At 65.3% G+C, this 17,238-nt stretch carries 17 protein-coding genes (1 of these 17 only partly in view); all 17 read left to right on the forward strand.

Annotation, left to right across the window (positions count from 1 at the left end):
- Positions 1–321, forward strand: partial view of a hypothetical protein gene (locus tag F4Z81_01880; GenBank protein MXW03796.1) — the final stretch only. 492 nt of this gene lie to the left of the window's left edge; the window shows 321 of its 813 coding nt (coding positions 493–813); its start codon lies off the left edge, out of view; the stop codon is at positions 319–321.
- 118 nt (positions 322–439) lie between these two features.
- Positions 440–721 (forward strand): hypothetical protein, encoded by a 282-nt coding sequence (locus F4Z81_01885; protein ID MXW03797.1) that lies wholly within the window; start codon positions 440–442, stop codon positions 719–721.
- Between the two features lie 34 nt (positions 722–755).
- Entirely contained in the window at positions 756–1,874 is a 1,119-nt protein-coding gene (locus tag F4Z81_01890; GenBank protein MXW03798.1) for a hypothetical protein, read from the forward strand.
- Between the two features lie 31 nt (positions 1,875–1,905).
- Positions 1,906–2,517, forward strand: a complete 612-nt coding sequence (locus tag F4Z81_01895) for a hypothetical protein (GenBank protein MXW03799.1) — start codon at positions 1,906–1,908, stop codon at positions 2,515–2,517.
- A gap of 2 nt (positions 2,518–2,519) precedes the next feature.
- On the forward strand, positions 2,520–3,644 hold the full coding sequence (locus F4Z81_01900; GenBank protein ID MXW03800.1) for a mandelate racemase/muconate lactonizing enzyme family protein: 1,125 nt from the start codon (positions 2,520–2,522) through the stop codon (positions 3,642–3,644).
- Positions 3,645–3,646: 2 nt separating this feature from the next.
- A complete protein-coding gene (locus tag F4Z81_01905; GenBank protein MXW03801.1) occupies positions 3,647–4,393 on the forward strand; it encodes a phytanoyl-CoA dioxygenase family protein in 747 nt (248 codons plus the stop codon).
- Positions 4,394–4,416: 23 nt separating this feature from the next.
- The gene (locus F4Z81_01910; protein ID MXW03802.1) at positions 4,417–5,427 is read left to right on the forward strand and encodes a DUF523 and DUF1722 domain-containing protein; all 1,011 of its coding nucleotides are present in this window, start codon (positions 4,417–4,419) and stop codon (positions 5,425–5,427) included.
- Positions 5,428–5,587: 160 nt separating this feature from the next.
- Positions 5,588–6,364 (forward strand): phytanoyl-CoA dioxygenase family protein, encoded by a 777-nt coding sequence (locus tag F4Z81_01915; GenBank protein MXW03803.1) that lies wholly within the window; start codon positions 5,588–5,590, stop codon positions 6,362–6,364.
- Positions 6,365–6,417: 53 nt separating this feature from the next.
- Positions 6,418–7,389: a D-glycerate dehydrogenase gene (locus F4Z81_01920; protein MXW03804.1), complete on the forward strand. Its 972-nt coding sequence runs from the start codon at positions 6,418–6,420 to the stop codon at positions 7,387–7,389.
- A 34-nt stretch (positions 7,390–7,423) separates the two neighbouring features.
- Positions 7,424–9,082, forward strand: a complete 1,659-nt coding sequence (locus tag F4Z81_01925; GenBank protein ID MXW03805.1) for an acetolactate synthase — start codon at positions 7,424–7,426, stop codon at positions 9,080–9,082.
- 13 nt (positions 9,083–9,095) lie between these two features.
- Positions 9,096–9,968 (forward strand): hypothetical protein, encoded by an 873-nt coding sequence (locus tag F4Z81_01930; GenBank protein MXW03806.1) that lies wholly within the window; start codon positions 9,096–9,098, stop codon positions 9,966–9,968.
- 40 nt (positions 9,969–10,008) lie between these two features.
- Positions 10,009–10,764: a 2-hydroxyhepta-2,4-diene-1,7-dioate isomerase gene (locus tag F4Z81_01935; GenBank protein ID MXW03807.1), complete on the forward strand. Its 756-nt coding sequence runs from the start codon at positions 10,009–10,011 to the stop codon at positions 10,762–10,764.
- A complete protein-coding gene (gene hpaE, locus F4Z81_01940) occupies positions 10,761–12,293 on the forward strand; it encodes a 5-carboxymethyl-2-hydroxymuconate semialdehyde dehydrogenase (GenBank protein ID MXW03808.1) in 1,533 nt (510 codons plus the stop codon). The genes F4Z81_01935 and hpaE overlap by 4 nt, the downstream gene beginning before the upstream one ends.
- Before the next feature lie 11 nt (positions 12,294–12,304).
- Entirely contained in the window at positions 12,305–13,300 is a 996-nt protein-coding gene (gene hpaD, locus F4Z81_01945; protein MXW03809.1) for a 3,4-dihydroxyphenylacetate 2,3-dioxygenase, read from the forward strand.
- Between the two features lie 42 nt (positions 13,301–13,342).
- Positions 13,343–14,743 carry an amino acid permease gene (locus F4Z81_01950; protein MXW03810.1) on the forward strand — a complete coding sequence of 467 codons (1,401 nt, stop codon included), beginning with the start codon at positions 13,343–13,345 and terminating at the stop codon, positions 14,741–14,743.
- Between the two features lie 9 nt (positions 14,744–14,752).
- Positions 14,753–16,162, forward strand: coding sequence for a sulfatase-like hydrolase/transferase (locus F4Z81_01955; protein MXW03811.1), 1,410 nt, complete (start codon positions 14,753–14,755; stop codon positions 16,160–16,162).
- Between the two features lie 35 nt (positions 16,163–16,197).
- Positions 16,198–17,148 (forward strand): phytanoyl-CoA dioxygenase family protein, encoded by a 951-nt coding sequence (locus F4Z81_01960; GenBank protein MXW03812.1) that lies wholly within the window; start codon positions 16,198–16,200, stop codon positions 17,146–17,148.
- The last annotated feature ends 90 nt before the right edge of the window (positions 17,149–17,238 follow it).

Consider the following 17,238-nt stretch of genomic DNA (forward strand, 5'->3'; position numbering starts at 1 on the left):
GCTCTGGGTCGTGCCGAAGAGTCACCGCAGGGGGAACACGGCCGAAGAAAACCGCTGCCTGGCACAAAACCCCCGCGAACCGCTGCCCGGCGGCGTGCAGGTCGAGCTCAACGCGGGCGACGGCGTGGTCTATACCAACACGATCCTGCACTGGGGGAGCGACTACAGCGCCAGGACCCGGCGCACCATACACCTGGGCTACCGTTCCTACGGAGGGCCGGTTTTCCCCTACGTCAACCGGACCTTCCGCGACCTCGGCTTCATCGAATGTCTGCCTTCCGATCTGCAGGCGGTTTTCAAGGACATCCGGCGCAGATATGACGATGAGACCGACCGGATCGAGTCCATCTTCCGCGCGGCCATCGACGGCGACGAGGACGCTTTCCAGGAAGGCGTCGCCGCGCTGCATCCCGGTGAAGCAGGTCGGATCGTATGCGCCGTGCTCCTTTCCAAGATCGCGTACAAGATGAGGTTCGCCACCCATCCGGTCCGACCGCACTACGGCAGCGACATCTCGCACGACGAAGACCTGAAACCACGGTTCACCGAAGGCGAGCTGGACACGCTCTGGCGGCGCTTCGAGCCGCTGGACGAACAGATGCAGTCCGATGCGCTCCAGTACGTGCCGGGATTCCAGTCGGATCCCATGCACTACTATTTCGAGGAAATGCCTTCCGGCCTGAATATAGAATCTTTTCTGGCGGGATGGCGGAACAACTGACGAGCCGCTATCGCGCCTTCCCGGGGAGACCACGATGAAGATCACCGCAGTTTCCGTATGGACCGTCGTCGTACCCACCATACCCGGCCGGGTGCACAGTCCGGAATACGCGGAGAAGACCGGGTGGGACGAGGTGCCCAAGCACATCATACGGGTCGATACCGACACCGAGTACGCCGGGATCGGGGAGACCGGCCGGGGCCTGCCCATCGAACAGGTCCGGGAAGGGGCCAGGCTGCTCATCGGCCGCGATCCCGAGGAAATCACGCCGCAGGACATCTTCGGGCGCCGCGCCGAACGGGCGGCGGACGATCTCACCGTGGGAACGGGTCCGGCCTATGACGCCTACGAGATGGCCGTGCTCGACCTGGTGGGACGGGTCCGGAGGCTGCCCGTGCACACCCTCCTGGGCGGCGCGGTCCGGGACCGGGTCCGGGCCGACTACTGGATGGGCCACCAGACGCCGGAGGACGGCGCAAAGGCCGTGGAAAGAGGGCTGCGCCTCGGATTCACGGGCGTCAAGATCAAGTGCCGGCTCGAAGAACCCATGTACGAGCGCCTGAAGGCCATGCGCGACGTGGCCGGTCCGGAGTTCAAGGTGACGGTGGACCCCAACGAACGGTTCTACACGGCCGCCCAGGCCATCGAGCTGGCCGGCCGTCTCGAAACCCTGGGCAACGTGGAGGTCTTCGAGGATCCCATACCCAAGACGGACATCGCGGGCTACGAGGAGATCCACCGGGCCATCCCCTTCCCCCTGGCCATGCACCTGGGGAACGGTGAAGGGGTCGTGCGCGCCCTGCAGGCGGACGGGGGCCGGGGCGTGGTGGACTGCGTGAACCTGGGCGGCAGCATGTTCGGATTCCAGCGCAACGCCGCCGTGGCCGCCGCGGCCGGCCTGCCCTGCTGGCACGGTTCCGGAAACGACCTCGGCATCTCGGACACTTCTTTCGTGCACGCCGCCGCCGCCGCTCCGAACTGCACCATGGCCTCCGATTTCGTCGGCGGGTGGACCCGGGAGGACGATCTCATCGCAGAGCCCATCACCTTCGTGGACGGACACGTGCCCACGCCGATGAAACCGGGACTCGGCTGCGACCTGGACTACGACGCGCTGCAGCGGTACACGCAGCAACACGAGGAGCTGAACTGATGCGCCATGCGGAACCTCGAAAGGAGCGCCCATGCGGTTGATCGCCGTGGGCTGCGAATACGCCGGGGTCTCGACGCTGATCGACGGGCTCTATACCTGGGGAAACGAACGGGGCGTCCACCACCACCTCGACGACCACTTCACCATCCCGGACGCGTACCACCTCGACGAAGCGGAGCAGCAGGGATTCATCGACATGCTGCCGGCCATCAAGGAGCGGTTCCAGCGGTTCCAGATCGTGTACCACGTCCGGCTGATGCACAAGTTCGATCACATCCTCCTCGGCGGGTTCCACATCGAGGAAATGGTGTACGGGCCCCGGTACTATTACCCGGGGATCAACATCGCGGTGCGGGAATACGAGCCGGACATGCCGGACGACGCGATCCTCGTCCATCTCCACGCCCGTCCGGAGGTCATCCGGCGGCGCATGGAGACGGACCCCCATCCCCGGCAACTGGTCCCGGCGGAGGACGTCGAACGCATCCTGGAACGGTTCGATGAAGAGGTCGCGCAGTCCTGGATCCACCGGAAATTCGACATCGACACGTCCGATCTGACGCCCGGGGAATTGCTGGAGACCTTCCTTGAACGATCGGTTCCCTTTCTCAACACCCGGGATGCGTTGACCTGGATGCAATGAGCATGAAAATTACACACGTGGGGGCCGTGCTGCTCCAGCCCATGCCCTGGGTGCTGGTGAAGGTGAGGACCGACGAGGGGCTGGTCGGCATCGGCGAGGCCTATCACGGCGCCGGGGTCCACCAGATCGCCACCGATCCCAGGCTGGTCGAAAGGGCGCTCATCGGCCAGGACCCGCGGAACGTGGACAAGATCTTTCACGACATGATGGGTTCCATGTCGGCTTCCGGATTCTACCAGGGTGCGGTCATGAGCGCCATCAGCGGGATCGAAATGGCCCTGTGGGACATCACGGGACAGGCCTGCGGCGTGCCCATCTGGCAACTGCTCGGCGGCAAGTTCAGGGACCGCATCCGCGTATACAACGACTGTCACGCGGGGGACGAGGAAACGCCGGAAGCCTACGCGGTTAAGGGCCGGGCCGGGGTAGCCCGGGGCTTCGACGCCATCAAGTTCGACATCGATCCGCAGCCCTCGCGACGCGACCGGTACAACCGGACCATCAGCAACCACGACGTGGCCTACTTCGTCGACGTCATCACCGCCTTGCGGGAGGCCCTGGACCCCAATACCGACCTGCTCATCGACGCCCACTGGAACTACGCCCCGGTGGACATCCTCAAGGTGGCCTACGCCATCGAGGACCTTGATCTGATGTGGCTGGAGGACCCCGTGCCGCCGGAGAACATCGAGGCCATGGCGAAGGTCACCCAGGCCACGCGCGTCCCCATCTGCACCGGGGAGAACTTCTACACCCGTCACGGCTTCCGGGACCTCATCGAGGCGCAGGCGGCGGACATCATCTCGCCCGATCACGCCAAGGCGGGAGGCCTGCTGGAGGGCCGGAAGATCGCCGACCTGGCGGACATGTACTACATCCCCCTGTCGCCGCACAACATCTGCGGCCCCATCGGGACGATGGCCGTGTGCCACCTGTGCGCGGCAGTACCCAACTTCCAGGTACTCGAATTCCATCACCTGGACGACGAAGTGTGGAATACGCTGACGGTGGAACGGGACCTGATCCGGGACGGGCATATCGACCTGCCCAAGACGCCGGGCCTGGGCGTTACGCTGGACGAGGAAGCGGCGCGGCGCGCGGCCCGGGAGGACCTCGGTTTCTTCTGATCATGGGATATGATGCCGAAATCGTCGGGCCGCGAATGAACCCGGACCTGTCCCCCGAACTGGAACGGGAGGCCGCCTTCTTCAGGAAATGGGGCTATCTGGTCGTGGAAGATGCGCTGACCTCCGGGCAGATCGAGCAGCTTCGGGACGCCCTCGAAGAGACCTTCTCCCGGCACGGCGAGTCCTTCACGCACCAACTTCTGGAAGAGGACCAACGGTTCGCATTCCTGCTGGACAATCCACCCGTCCTGGACCGCATGAAGGCCATACTCGGCAACTGCGTCCAGCTGCACAGCGCGACGGCGCGGGTTACAAAACCGGGCGAACCGGACCAGAACTGGCACCGGGACATACCCTGGCCCAAGGATCCGGAGCCGCCGCCCTACGGCAACGAGCCGGGCCAGATCAACTGCGGGTACTACCTCGACCAGCTGACTATGGAGAACGGACCCATCGTCATCGTGCCAGGCAGCCACCGGGCGCCCTTCAAGCCGCCGGAGACCCAGGCCCGTTTTCCGGACGAGAAGCATGTACTGGCGAGACCGGGACAGGCCGTCCTGTTCGACGGCTGGCTCTTTCACCGCGGAGCCGCCAACCAGTCGGACCGCAACCGCAGGGTTTGCCTGATGTGCTACCAGAACGCCTGGATGAAGTCCCGGGAACCCTTCGACGGCCCACGGGTGACCGCCATGCGGGAGAAGGGAACCAGGGAACAGAAACTGCTGCTCGGCGCAATCGACCGCTGGTAGCGTAACCTGACCGACGTCCTGCCATGAGCGAGATGAGCGAGATGAGCGAGATGAGCGAACTGGCCATGATGGATATCCACCGGGCCGAAATGCCCGTACGCATCGGCATCTCGTCCTGCCTGCTCGGTGAGCGCGTCCGCTACGATGGCGGACACAAGCGCGACGACTACCTGGTGGACGTGGTCGGCCGTTACGTGGAGTGGATCCCGGTGTGTCCGGAAGTGGAAGCGGGCATGGGTACCCCGCGGGAGACCGTGCAGTTGACCCGGGTCGACGGCGATGTCCGGATGCTGACGAAAAACGGGGTCGATCACACCGACAGGGTGGACTGGTTCGCTCGGCAACGCGTGCAGACCCTGGAGCAGGCCCGGCTCAGCGGCTACATCCTCAAGAGCCGGTCACCCTCGTGCGGCATGGAACGGGTACCCGTCGTCCAGCCCGAAGGACCCGCGCTCCGGAACGGGCGCGGGATATTCGCCCGGCGGCTGATGGATGCCCTGCCCCATCTGCCCGTGGAAGAAGAGCGGCGGCTGCATAACCCGCGGGTCCGGGAGAACTTCATCAGCCGGGTTTTCGCCTGCTACCGCTGGCTGCAGCTCGCCGATTCGGGCCTGACCCGGCAATCGCTGATGAGCTATCACCGGGCCTACAAGTACCTCCTCATGGCGCACAGCCAGGAGGGCACGCGCCGTCTCGGACGGCTGCTGGCGAAACCGGAGCGCTACGCCACCACCCGGGAACTGGCGGACGCCTACCTGGGCGAATTCAACCGGGTCATGAAAAGAACGCCGTCCCGGCGGAACCATACCAACGTGCTGCAGCACATGGCGGGCTATGTCTCCGACCGGCTCGACGGCCGCACGCGCCGTGAACTGACGCGCATGATCCAGAAGTACCACGAGGAGCTGCTGCCCCTGATCGTGCCCGTGGTCATGCTGCGGCACTACGTGCGCGAGTTCGACATCACCTACCTGCAGGACCAGACCTACCTCCATCCTTTTCCCGGCGAACTGATGCTGCTCAACCAGTTGTAGCGGCCCGGAATCGCGGCGGCGGACAGCCGGTTTGTACGGGACATACTCCTTGACCGGAAATCCCCGGATCGTTTTCTTAGGTTGATTGCCTTCCGGCGCGAATCCACGCCGCGTTCCGAGTCCTTTTCTTCGCTCGATACCCGCGAGGCCACGGCGGAATATGACGCAGAAAACCCGGTCCATCCAGCTCACCGACGCACAGGTCGCCCGGTTCCACGAAGAAGGCTATCTCGTCGTCCCGGACCTGCTGACGGCGGATGAAGTCGAGGCGTTCGTCCGGCACCAGGCCGATCCGGAAGCCGAGTCTCTGAAGCAGGGGCTCCGTACCCACCTCTCGGACCCCTTCTGGCAACGGCTGGCCCACCATCCCAACGTGGCCGGCGTCGCCCGCCAGATCCTGGGCGGACGGCCCCGCATCGTACAGACCATGTACATGGCCAAGGAACCGGCCAAACCGGACGAGAAACTGGGCGGCGCCGGCATCTCGCTGCACCAGGATGCCCACTACCTGCCCAACGAGCCCGACACGTTGATGGCCTGCTGGATCGCCATGAGCGATACCGATCCGGAGAACGGCGGACTTTGCGTGGCGCCGGGTAGCCACAGGGACACCCTGCGCGAGACGACCCTGAACACCAATCCGGAGCACATGAGCTGGGAGAGTGACTACGGCATGAGATCGCCGGACGGCCGCGAATGGACCGAGAAGCTCTACTCCTTCGACGTGGTGGGCATTGAGGAGGAAGACCTCGTCCGGCTGACGGTGCCGCTCGGCAGCGGGGTGTTCTTCACCAGCAGGACGGTGCACGGCTCCTACGCCAACCGGTCGCACACCCGGCCGCGCCTGGCCTTCGCCGTCCACTACGTGAAGGACGGCACGTGGGTGTTCCGGACCGACGTGCAGGATACGACCCCGGTGGACCTGCCAGGGGCCTGACCCGAGTATTTACCGCAGATTCATATACTGCAGATTCATTTACTGGAGATTCGATGGAACGCCTGAACGTCCTGCTGCTTCCCGTACGCCCCATTTACAGCCCGTGGTGCGTGGACATCCGGGAGGCCATCGGCGACCGCCACGAACTGAGGGATTTCGACGATGACAAACCCCTGGCGCTCCAGTTCGCCGGAGTGGACGTGGTGATCGACCAGGGCGGAAGCCGGGGCACGCGGGAGATGATGGACGCCGCGGGCGACTGCCGGCTGTGGCAGATCGTGGGCACGGGATTCGACCACTTCGACCTGGCCTATATCAAGACGAAGGGCATCCCCACGGCCAATACCCCCGGACTGTTCAGCGACGTCGCCCTGGCCGAGACCGCTATGATGTTCATCATTATGGTATCGCGGCGGTACCGGGAAGCGGTAGAAAACTTACGACAAGGCCGTATGTACAATCCGCTCGGATACGAGCTGGAGCACCAGACGCTGGGCATCGTGGGATTCGGTGCGAGCGGCCAGGCCCTGGCCCGACGGGCCAAGCCCTTCGGCATGCGGATCCTGGGCATCGACGTCCGGGAGATCGAATCCGAAGTGCTCGACGACATACAGCCGGATTTCATCGGCGGGCCGGACGACCTGGACCGGGTCGCGGCCGAAAGCGACTTCCTCTCCCTGCACCTGCATCTGAACGACGAGACCCGCCATATCATCGACGGACGGCGGCTGGGGCTCATGAAACCGACGGCCAGCGTCATCAACGTGGCCCGCGGCGCCCTCGTGGACGAAGCGGCCCTCTACGACGCCCTGGTCGAGGGGAAGATCGGCGGCGCCGGTCTCGACGTCTTCGCCCAGGAACCGCCCGATCCTTCCCTGCCCGTTTACCAGTTGCCCAACGTGGTCGTCACGCCCCATATCGCCGGGGTGACGGACGGTACCTCCCGCCGGCGGGCCGCCGCGGCCGCGGAGAACACGGACCGGGTCGCCCGGGGCCTGGAACCCCTGTACCGGATCGACCTGTGACCGGCCGTCCACCTTTCCCGGAAACCCGCCCTCCATGCAACAGATGACCACCGCCGAAGCCATCGTCCGGACGCTGACCGCCCACGGAATCGATACCGTCTTCGGACTGCCGGGCGTGCAGAACGACGCCCTCTACAACGCCTTCTACGACCATCGGGATGAAATACGCCTCGTCCACACGCGCCACGAGCAGGGCGCGGCGTACATGGCGCTCGGATACGCCCTCTCGACAGACCGGACCGGGGTCTACAACGTGGTACCGGGACCGGGGTTTCTCAACGGGACCGCCGCCCTTTCCACGGCCTATGCCACCAACGCGAAGGTGCTCTGCCTGACGGGCGAGATCCCTACGAAGTACCTTGGGCGGCACACGGGCCAGCTGCACGAGATCAACGGCCAGCTCGATGTGCTGCGGTCTTTGACCAAGTGGGCCGCACGGATCGAAAGTACCGCCGGTGCGCCGTCCAGGACGGCCGAGGCCATCCGGCAGCTGAATTCCGGCCGGCCGCGCCCCGTGGGCCTGGAATGTCCCTGGGACGTGCTCGCGTCCGAAGGCGAAGCGCCGCGCATTCCCGGGCCGCTACCCATATCCAATCCCCCGGTGGACACGGAGATGCTGGAGGCCGCCGCGCGGAAGCTGGGCCGGGCCGAAAACCCCATGATCTTCGTCGGCCGCGGGGCCATGAACGTTTCCGAAGAGATCACGCGGCTCGCCGAACTGCTCCAGGCGCCGGTCATCGGGTACCGGACGGGCCGCGGCGTGCTCGACAGCCGCCACTACCTGAGCCATCCCAACCCCGCGGCCCACAAGCTCTGGCCGAAGGTGGACGTCGTCCTCGCCGTGGGGTCCCGGCTGGCGATCCCACAGCTCTACTGGGGCGTGGACGAGCACCTGACGACCATCCGCATCGAGGTGGACGCCAGGGCCCAGGACCGTATCGCCCGGCCGGACATCGCCATCACGGCGCGGACCGAAGACGCCATGCCCCTGCTGGTCGAAGCGGTGGAAAGGCATAACCGCGTCCGCCCGTCTCGGGAAGCCGAAATGCGCGCGCTGAAAGCGGAGACCGAGGAGATGTTCGCGTTCCTGGAACCCCAGACCTCCTTCCTGCGGGTGATCCGGGAGGAACTGGGCGAGGACGGCCTCTTCGTGGAAGAACTGACCCAGGTGGGGTACGCCGCGCGGCAGATCATGCCCGTGTACAAACCCTACACCTTCATCTCCACGGGTTACCAGGGCACCCTGGGCTGGGGCTTCCCCACGGCGCTCGGCGTGAAGGTCGCCCACCCGGACAAGCCTGTCCTCTCCGTAACGGGCGACGGCGGGTTCATGTTCGGCGTGCAGGAACTGGCCACGGCCGTCCAGCACCGCATCGGCCTCGTGACGCTCCTCTTCAACGACAACGCCTACGGCAACGTGAAGCGGATGCAGCAGAAACTGTACGGCAACCGGGTGATCGCGTCCGACCTGCACAACCCTGATTTCGTCCGGATGGCCGAATCCTTCGGCGCCCGTGGCATCAGGGCGGAGACTCCGGAGGAACTGCGCCGGGCCATCCGAGCGGGATTCGCCGTAAACGGTCCCACCCTGGTGGAGATCCCGGTGGGTGAGATGCCGGACGTGGACCGCTTCAAGCGGGGGGCCCGCGTGCGGGGCACGGCCGAACGATCCGAACACGCCCTGCAGTGGTAGGACACGCTCAGACATGTTTCTGATACCCGAAGACAGCGGACTGTTCCAGACCCTTCGGCATCTGGTGGACGCCCGTAAGATGGTTTTCCTCGCCGGATTGCCGGGCACCGGGAAGAGCCTTCTGCTGCAGCAGTTGGCCATCCTGGCCCACGGCCGCGGGCGCACGCCCCACCTGCTCCAGTGGGACGTCTGCCGGCTGCCGTTCTTGACAAACGACCGCGTGAAGGAACATTATCACGAGCAGGACGGGATCACCCACGCAGGCGTCCGCAAGGCCGTGGGCCTGTGGGCCAGGCGAGCCGTCGGGCACTGGGCCGATGCGCACCGGGACGACCGGGATATCCTCATCGGCGAGGTCCCGATCATCGGCAACCGGCTGGTCGAACTCGTCCGCAGGGAGCAGGACCCCGTCGAGGCCCTGCTCTCGGACGGGGAATCCGCCTACTTCGCCATACCGACGCCCTCCCGGCGGGTCAGGCGGCTCATCGAGACACAGCGCAAGGAACGAAGCGTCAGCCCGCTGCACGAACGGGAGAAGGGGGACGCGCAGCCCGACATCATGTATGCGCTGTGGGAAGACCTGCGCGCGGTGGCGTCGCGATTCGGGCTGCTCGATGAAACGGGGGAGGCATGCGAGACGGACGCGTACGATCCGGACCTGTATTGCGACACCTACTCTGCCCTGCTCAAGCGCCGGCCCGCGGGCCGGATCGACCTGGACATGCTCCTGTCCACGGAAGGCCGGTCGGTCTACGACCTGTCCGCCGGACAGCGGGACCTCGTCCCGTCGGCGCAGGAAGTGGAAGCCGCCATCCGGGAGATGGAAGACCGGTACGCCCGTCCCGAAGCGTTGGTGCAAGCCGTGGAACAGTGGTATGAGGTATGACAGTGGTACGAGGTGTAATGGCACATAACGGAGATCAGGTATGAAAACAGCACGCTTCGCCTGCAACGGCCAGGTCCTCGAGGCCGTCTTCGAGAACGGACAACTCATGGTGGGCACGGTCGCCTACGATCCGGAAGACGTCATGTTCCTGCCGCCGGTGGCCCATACGAGCAAGGCCATCGGCGTCGCGCTGGGGTACACGGAGCACGCGAAGGAACTGAACCTGGACCTGCCCGAGGAACCCATCCTGTTCAACAAGATGCCCCAGACCTTCATCGGCCACCGCGCAAAGATCGTCGTGCCCCCGGAATTCGACTACCTGCACTACGAATGCGAACTCGTCGCCATGATCGGCCGGCCCGCCCGGAAGGTGACGGCCGCACAGGCCCTGGACTACGTGGGGGGCTACACCATCGGCAACGACCTGACGATCCGGGACTTCGTGAGCAACTACTTCAGGCCGCCGATCAAGGCCAAGGGTTTCGATACTTTCGGCCCGCTCGGCCCCTTCCTGACCACCGCGGACGATATCGATCCCACCGACGTGCACCTGCGCACCTACGTCAACGGGGAACTCCGCCAGGAAGGCTGGACCGGCGACCTGCGCCACGGCGTCGCCGAACTCATCGAGTACATCACCGCCTACATGACCCTGAACCCCGGGGACATGATCTGGACGGGCACGCCGGAAGGCATATCCCACATCCACGCGGGCGACCGCCTCCGGCTGGAAGTGGACGGACTGGGCGCCCTGGAAAACGACGTGGTGGCCAGTCTCAAGGAGGGCGGATCATAGCCATCCAGGTTTCCACGCAGGCACACCCGAACGAGGCCAAAGCGAAGCGGTTCATCGCCCGCTTCCGCGAGGAAGGCATCGGACATCTCATCGGCGGATCGTCCGTCCCTTCCGCCGGCGGCGACACCTTCGAGAACGCCTCGCCCATCGACCATTCCGTGCTTTGCACCGTGGCGAGCGGAGGACCGGGGGAGGTCGACGCCGCGGCCCGCGCGGCAACGGAGGCCTTCGCCGACTGGCGCGATACGTCCGGGACCGAGCGAAAAAAGCTGCTGCACGGGGTGGCCGACCTGATCGAGGCGAACGGCGAGGAGATCGCCCTGCTGGAGACCTTCGACACGGGCCAGCCCATCCGGTTCATGTCGAAGGCCGCGGCGCGGGCCGCCGAGAACTTCCGGTTCTTCGCGGACCGGGCCGAAAGCGCGTCGGACGGCCTCTCCCTGCCGGCGGCCGGACACCTGAACTATACCCTGAGACAGCCCATCGGGCCGGTGGGCCTCATCACGCCCTGGAACACGCCCTTCATGCTCAGCACGTGGAAGATGGCGCCTGCACTGGCGGCCGGCTGCACGGTGGTACACAAGCCCGCGGAATGGAGTCCGGTCACGGCCACGCGCCTGGCCGAACTGGTGCACGAGGCGGGCATTCCCCCGGGCGTGGTCAACGTGGTCAACGGCATCGGCGAGACCGCGGGGCGGGCACTCACCGAGCATCCGGACGTCAAGGCCATCGGATTCGTGGGCGACACGCGGACCGGTCGGGCCATCATGCGCCAGGGCGCCGATACGCTGAAGCGAGTGCATTTCGAACTGGGCGGCAAGAACCCGGTCGTCGTCTTCGCCGACGCGGACCTGGACCGGGCCCTGGACGCCACGGTATTCATGATCTACAGCCTCAACGGGGAGCGGTGCACGTCGGGCAGCCGGGTGCTGGTGGAGCGGACGGTCTACGACGAATTCACCGGGCGGCTCGCGGAACGAGTGAAGCGCATCCGCCTGGGAAACCCCTTCGACCCGGCCACCGAACTGGGTCCCCTGATCCACCCGCAGCACCTGGAGAAGGTCCAGCGCTACGTGACCACTGGGTTGCAGGAGGGCGCCACGCTGATCGCCGGGGGGAGATGCCCGGAACACACCGGCGCCGGCAACTACTTCGAGGCCACGCTCTTCGGTGACGCCGACCGGTCCATGCGCATCGCCCGGGAGGAGGTGTTCGGCCCTTTTCTCACGGCCATCCCCTTCGACTCGGAAGCGGAAGCGCTGGAGGTGGCGAACGACGTGGACTACGGCCTGGCCGCTTACCTGTGGACGAGTGACGTCACGCGCGCCCATGCCTTCGCCCAGTGCGTAGATGCCGGCATGGTCTGGGTGAACTCGGAGAACGTGCGCCACCTGCCCACGCCCTTCGGCGGCATGAAGGCGAGCGGGATCGGCCGGGACGGGGGCGACTACAGCTTCGACTTCTACATGGAAACGAAGAACATCGACATCGCCCTGGAACACCACCCCGTGCCGAAACTGGGAAAATAAGAGGACGCATCGTGGCCCTTCCCGCAGCGAATCCTTCCCCGCCCTTCAACATCGTCCGCGCCAGCCATGCGGAGTGGGGGGTGACGGACCTGGACTACGCCCGCGACTTCTATATCGACCTGCTGGGGTACGTCTGCGAGGACGACGTGGGGGATGCGCTCTACCTGCGCGGAATGGAGGAACGGAACCACCATTCGCTGGTCCTGACGAAGGCGGACGAACCGGTCGTGCACCGCATCGCCTTCAAGGTCGCCGGAGACGCCGACCTGGACCGGGCTGAAGCCTTCTACGACGGCGCCGGTTGCCGGACGGCTTTCGTCGACCGGTACGCCCAGGGCCGCACGCTGCACGTGGACGATCCCTTCGGCATCCCCCTGGAGTTCTACCACGAGATGGAGCGCCGGGACCTGCTGCTGCAGGAGTACCACCGTTACCACGGCGCCCATATCCAGCGCATCGACCATTTCAACCTGTTCTCCCATGACGTGAACGGGATGACGGCCTTCTACGCCGAGTCGCTCGGATTCCGGCCGACGGAGGTGACCGTGGCCGACATCACAGACGAGGACGCCGACCTCTGGGCCACTTGGCTGCACCGCCGGGGCGGCGTCCACGACATCGCCTTCACCAACGGGCTGGGGCCGCGCCTGCATCACATCGGCGTCTACGTGCCCACGGCCATGGACATCATCCACTTCTGCGACCGCCTGGCCAGCTCGCAGCACCGCGACGCCTTCGAGCGGGGACCGGGGCGCCACGGCATCTCGAACGCCTTCTTCCTGTACCTGTTCGACCGGGACGGCCACCGGATCGAGCTGTTCACGGGAGACTACGTCACCGTCGACCCGGATCATCCCGCGCGGGTCTGGGACCTGAAGGACACCCGGCGCCAGACCCTGTGGGGGCAGGCCGCCCCGCGGTCCTGGTTCGAGCACGGCACCCGGTTTCACGGGGTCGAACCGGTTCCATCGCGACTGGAAGCCGCACCGGTCATTGCGCCGGAATGAGTACATGACGAACATCCAGGCCGCAATCTAACAGGAGCACTCATGTCACCTACCCATGACGACGAACTCGTAGAAGAGATATTGCCGGCGGGTCAACCCCGGCTGCTCCGGGTACTGACGGCAAAAACCGGTACAGCGGTCATCATCGGTGCGATCATCGGATCGGGCATCTTCATGGTGCCGAGCACGGTGGCCGCGCAGGTCGGTTCGCCCGCGCTCAGCCTGTTCGTCTGGATCATCGGCGGCGTGCTGGCTCTGGCGGGCGCCCTGTGCTACGCGGAACTCGGCGCGGCCATACCGCGTAGCGGGGGCACCTATGCCTTTTTGAGGCGCGCCTACAACACGGACCTGGTCGCCTTTCTTTTCGGGTGGGCCTTTCTCTTCATCATCATCACCGGGGCGATGGGCGCGGTGGCCACCGTATTCGCCCGGTACGCCGGCGGACTCTTCGGCATAGAAGACCTCTGGACCGAACGGTGGCTGGCCGTGGGATGCATCCTCTTCCTGACCGTGGTCAACTGCCTCGGCGTCAAGATCGGCGGATCGGTTCAGAACGTGTTCGCCTTCATCAAGGTCGGCGCCGTCCTTGCCGTCATCCTCCTCGGTTTTACCATGGCAACGGGCACGGAAGTCTCCTGGACCCCGCTCGTGCAGGAGAAGACGGGGACCGCGCTCCTCGGCGGCCTGAGCCTGGCGATCCTGGGTGCGCTGTTCGCCTACAACGGCTGGTTTTTCGTGACGTTCATCGCGACCGAGATCAAGGACCCGGCGCGGAGCATTCCACGGGCGATTTTCGCCGCGCTGGCCATCGTGGCCACGGTCTATATCCTGGCCAACGTCGTCTACCTGACGGTCCTGTCCTTCGAAGAACTCCAGGCGTCACGCCGGCCGGCCGCCGATACTCTCCAGGCCCTGGTGGGCCCCTCGGGTGCGATGGCCATATCGGCGGCCATCATGCTGACGACTTTCGGCACGGTCAACGCCCAGCTGATGGTGGCGCCCAGGGTCTATCACGCCATGGCGAATCACGAGATCTTCTTCCGGGTGTGCCAGTACGTGCACCCCCGTTACCGGACGCCAGTGGTTTCTATCGTAATGCAGGGGCTGTGGGCGTCGGTCTTCGCGCTGACGGGCACCTTCGTCGAGATCGTCAGTTTCGCCATGTTCTACACCTACGTATTCCTTACGCTGGCGGTTGTCGGCCTGATGATCCTGCGGAGAAAGGAACCGGACCTGCACCGGCCGTATCGGGTGTGGGGCTATCCCGTAACCCCCGTCCTGTTCCTCCTGATCGCCGCGGGCGTGCTGGTCAACGCCCTGATCGGCGACTTTACGCGTCCGTTGCTGGGCCTCGTCATCCTGGCCATCGGCCTGCCCTTCTATTTCTACTGGAAGCGGCAGCAGCGGACGAACCCGTCGGCCGGCTCGACGGCCAAGGAGTAGACCCGGCACATGCCCCAACCGCACGTCATCTACATCCTGTCCGACGAACACGCGGGTCAGGCCATGGGCCACGCGGGGGACCCCAACCTGCGAACCCCCAACATGGACCGCATGGCCGCGGAGGGCGTGAGTTTCATGCGCGCCCGGGCCAACTGTCCCGTGTGTACGCCTTCGCGGGGCACCATATTCTCGGGTCGCCACGCCCACGCCGGTCCGGTGCAGGGGTTTCACGACGTGTACAAACCGGCGGCGCCGAGCTCGGCTACCCTGCTTCGCGAAGCCGGCTACCATACCGCCTATTTCGGCAAGTGGCACTGCGGGACGGTGCGCGACCAGATCCCCCCGGAGGTGAGGCGCGACCCGGGCTACTACGACCTCGAAGGGGCGGCGCGCACACCGGAGTTCCACCGGGGCGGTTTCCAGGACTGGTACGGATTCGAGATGAACAACGCGCCGTTCAAGGGATTCTACTACCGGGAAGGCGACATCGACCCGACGCACATGCCGGGTTACCAGACCGATGCATTGACCGACATGGCCATCGCGTACCTGCAGGACTACGACGGGGACCGGCCGCTCTTTCTCGTCCTCAGCGTGGAGCCGCCCCACTGGCCCCTCGAAGCACCGGATGCCTTCATGCGGTTCGATCCCGCGTCCCTGAAGACTCGCCCGAATTTCGGCGGCCAGGCCGATCTGCGGGAACGGCTGGCTGCCTACTACGCCATGATCGAGAATCTGGACGGGAACATCGGCCGCCTGCTCGACGCGGTGGGCGGCATGGATGGGTTTCGGGACAACACGGTTACGGTGTACTTTTCGGATCACGGCGACTTTATGGGAAGCCACGGCCAGATGGAAGACAAGGGGCACCCCCACGAGGAGTCCGTACGGGTACCCGCGGTCTTTCACGGGCCGGGAATCATCGAAACCCAGGGCGCGCGGCCGGACCTGTTCAGCCTGGTGGACATGGCGCCCACGACCCTGGGCCTGGCCGGAGCGCCCGTGCCGGTCCACATGCAGGGCGCCGACTTTTCTCCGGCCTTGAGGGGCGCGGATTTCAATGGGCCCGGGGAAGTACTGCTCGAAATGGTGGGGGCGCCCAGGGTGCACTTCGACTACGCGGACTGGCGCGGGCTGGTTACCGAACGATGGAAGTACGCCTTCTACGAAACCGGTCACGAAGTGCTCTTCGACCTGTGGGAAGACCCGTACGAATTGCGTAATCTCGCGGACGCGGATCCGGCCGTACTGGCGGACATGCGGACGCGTCTGCTGAGCCTGCTGGAAGCCACGCGGGAGCCCTATTTCGACGTGATCGTCCAGCACGGCGTCCGTCCCGACGGCCCGGCCCTGAACATTTCCCGACGAAGGCGGGACGGCATCGCGCCATCGTGGGACGACCTGATACGCAACGCCTGACGAAGACGGATCCTTCCCGAACCAGGGGGTGCGACATGCTGGAACAGTTTCAACGCGACGGTTACATCCTGGTGCCCGGCGTCTTCGACGACGAGGAAATGGACGCTGCGCTGGAGGCCATGGAGCGGAACTTCTACGGAAAGTCCTACGCGTCATGGCTAGAGGACTTCGAACGGGGCGAACAGGGGTCCGTGGGGGACGGGTTCACCACGAAGCAGGACGAAGTGGTGGGACGGTCCCAGTTTCCCGTCGGCGACAAGGCCCTCGACCGGCTCATCGAGAACGACCGTTATCTCGATCTCTACGAGCTGTTCCTGGGAGACCGGTCCAGTTACTGCAACGCCCACCTGTTCATGCGCACCGGACCGGTGGACGAGCGGTATCCCGATGAATCCTGGAGCGGATACCACGTCGACCACAACACGAACTGCGTCCTTCCCCCATCCGTGGACGCCGCGCGATTCTCCTACATCAACTCCGGCGTGTATCTCCATGACGTCGAAGACGACGGCGCGCCCATGCTGCTCGTACCGGGGTCGCACACACGGGCGGCCGAGGTTTTCGCTGAGGGATGGGCTACGGGCAACATGGCCAGCGTCAGCCACGTCCGCGACATCCGCAAGGCCGGCCTGCGAGATCCGGTCCCGGCCGTGGGCACGAGAGGAACAGCGGCCTTCTATTCGTCCTACCTGCTCCACTCGGCGCAGCCCTTTCAGGACAAGAAAAAGCAACGAGCGTTCTGGACCCTTTCCATGTGCCGCCGCGACGCCGACCGGTGGACCCGGTTTGCGAACCCCTTCATCTATGGCGAGCGGGAGTACATGATTCCCTACATAACGGATACGACGCCGCGCGTCCGGTCGTTGTTCGGCTGGCCCGAGCCCGGCCATCCCTACTACACGGACCAGACCCTGGACCTCCTCGCGCAGGCCTTCCCGGGTATCGACCTGGCCCCCTATCGCCAGGCTGTGCACCGGGCATCATGACCTTGACAATACCGCGTGTTCTTCGTTATCCTGATCCTGTATCGTCCGTCCCTTTCAGGATGCGGAACGCGTCGCCCTAATCGCTTCGGG

The sequence above is a fragment of the Gemmatimonadota bacterium genome, assembly GCA_009835325.1.
GTDB lineage: Bacteria > JAAXHH01 > JAAXHH01 > JAAXHH01 > JAAXHH01 > JAAXHH01.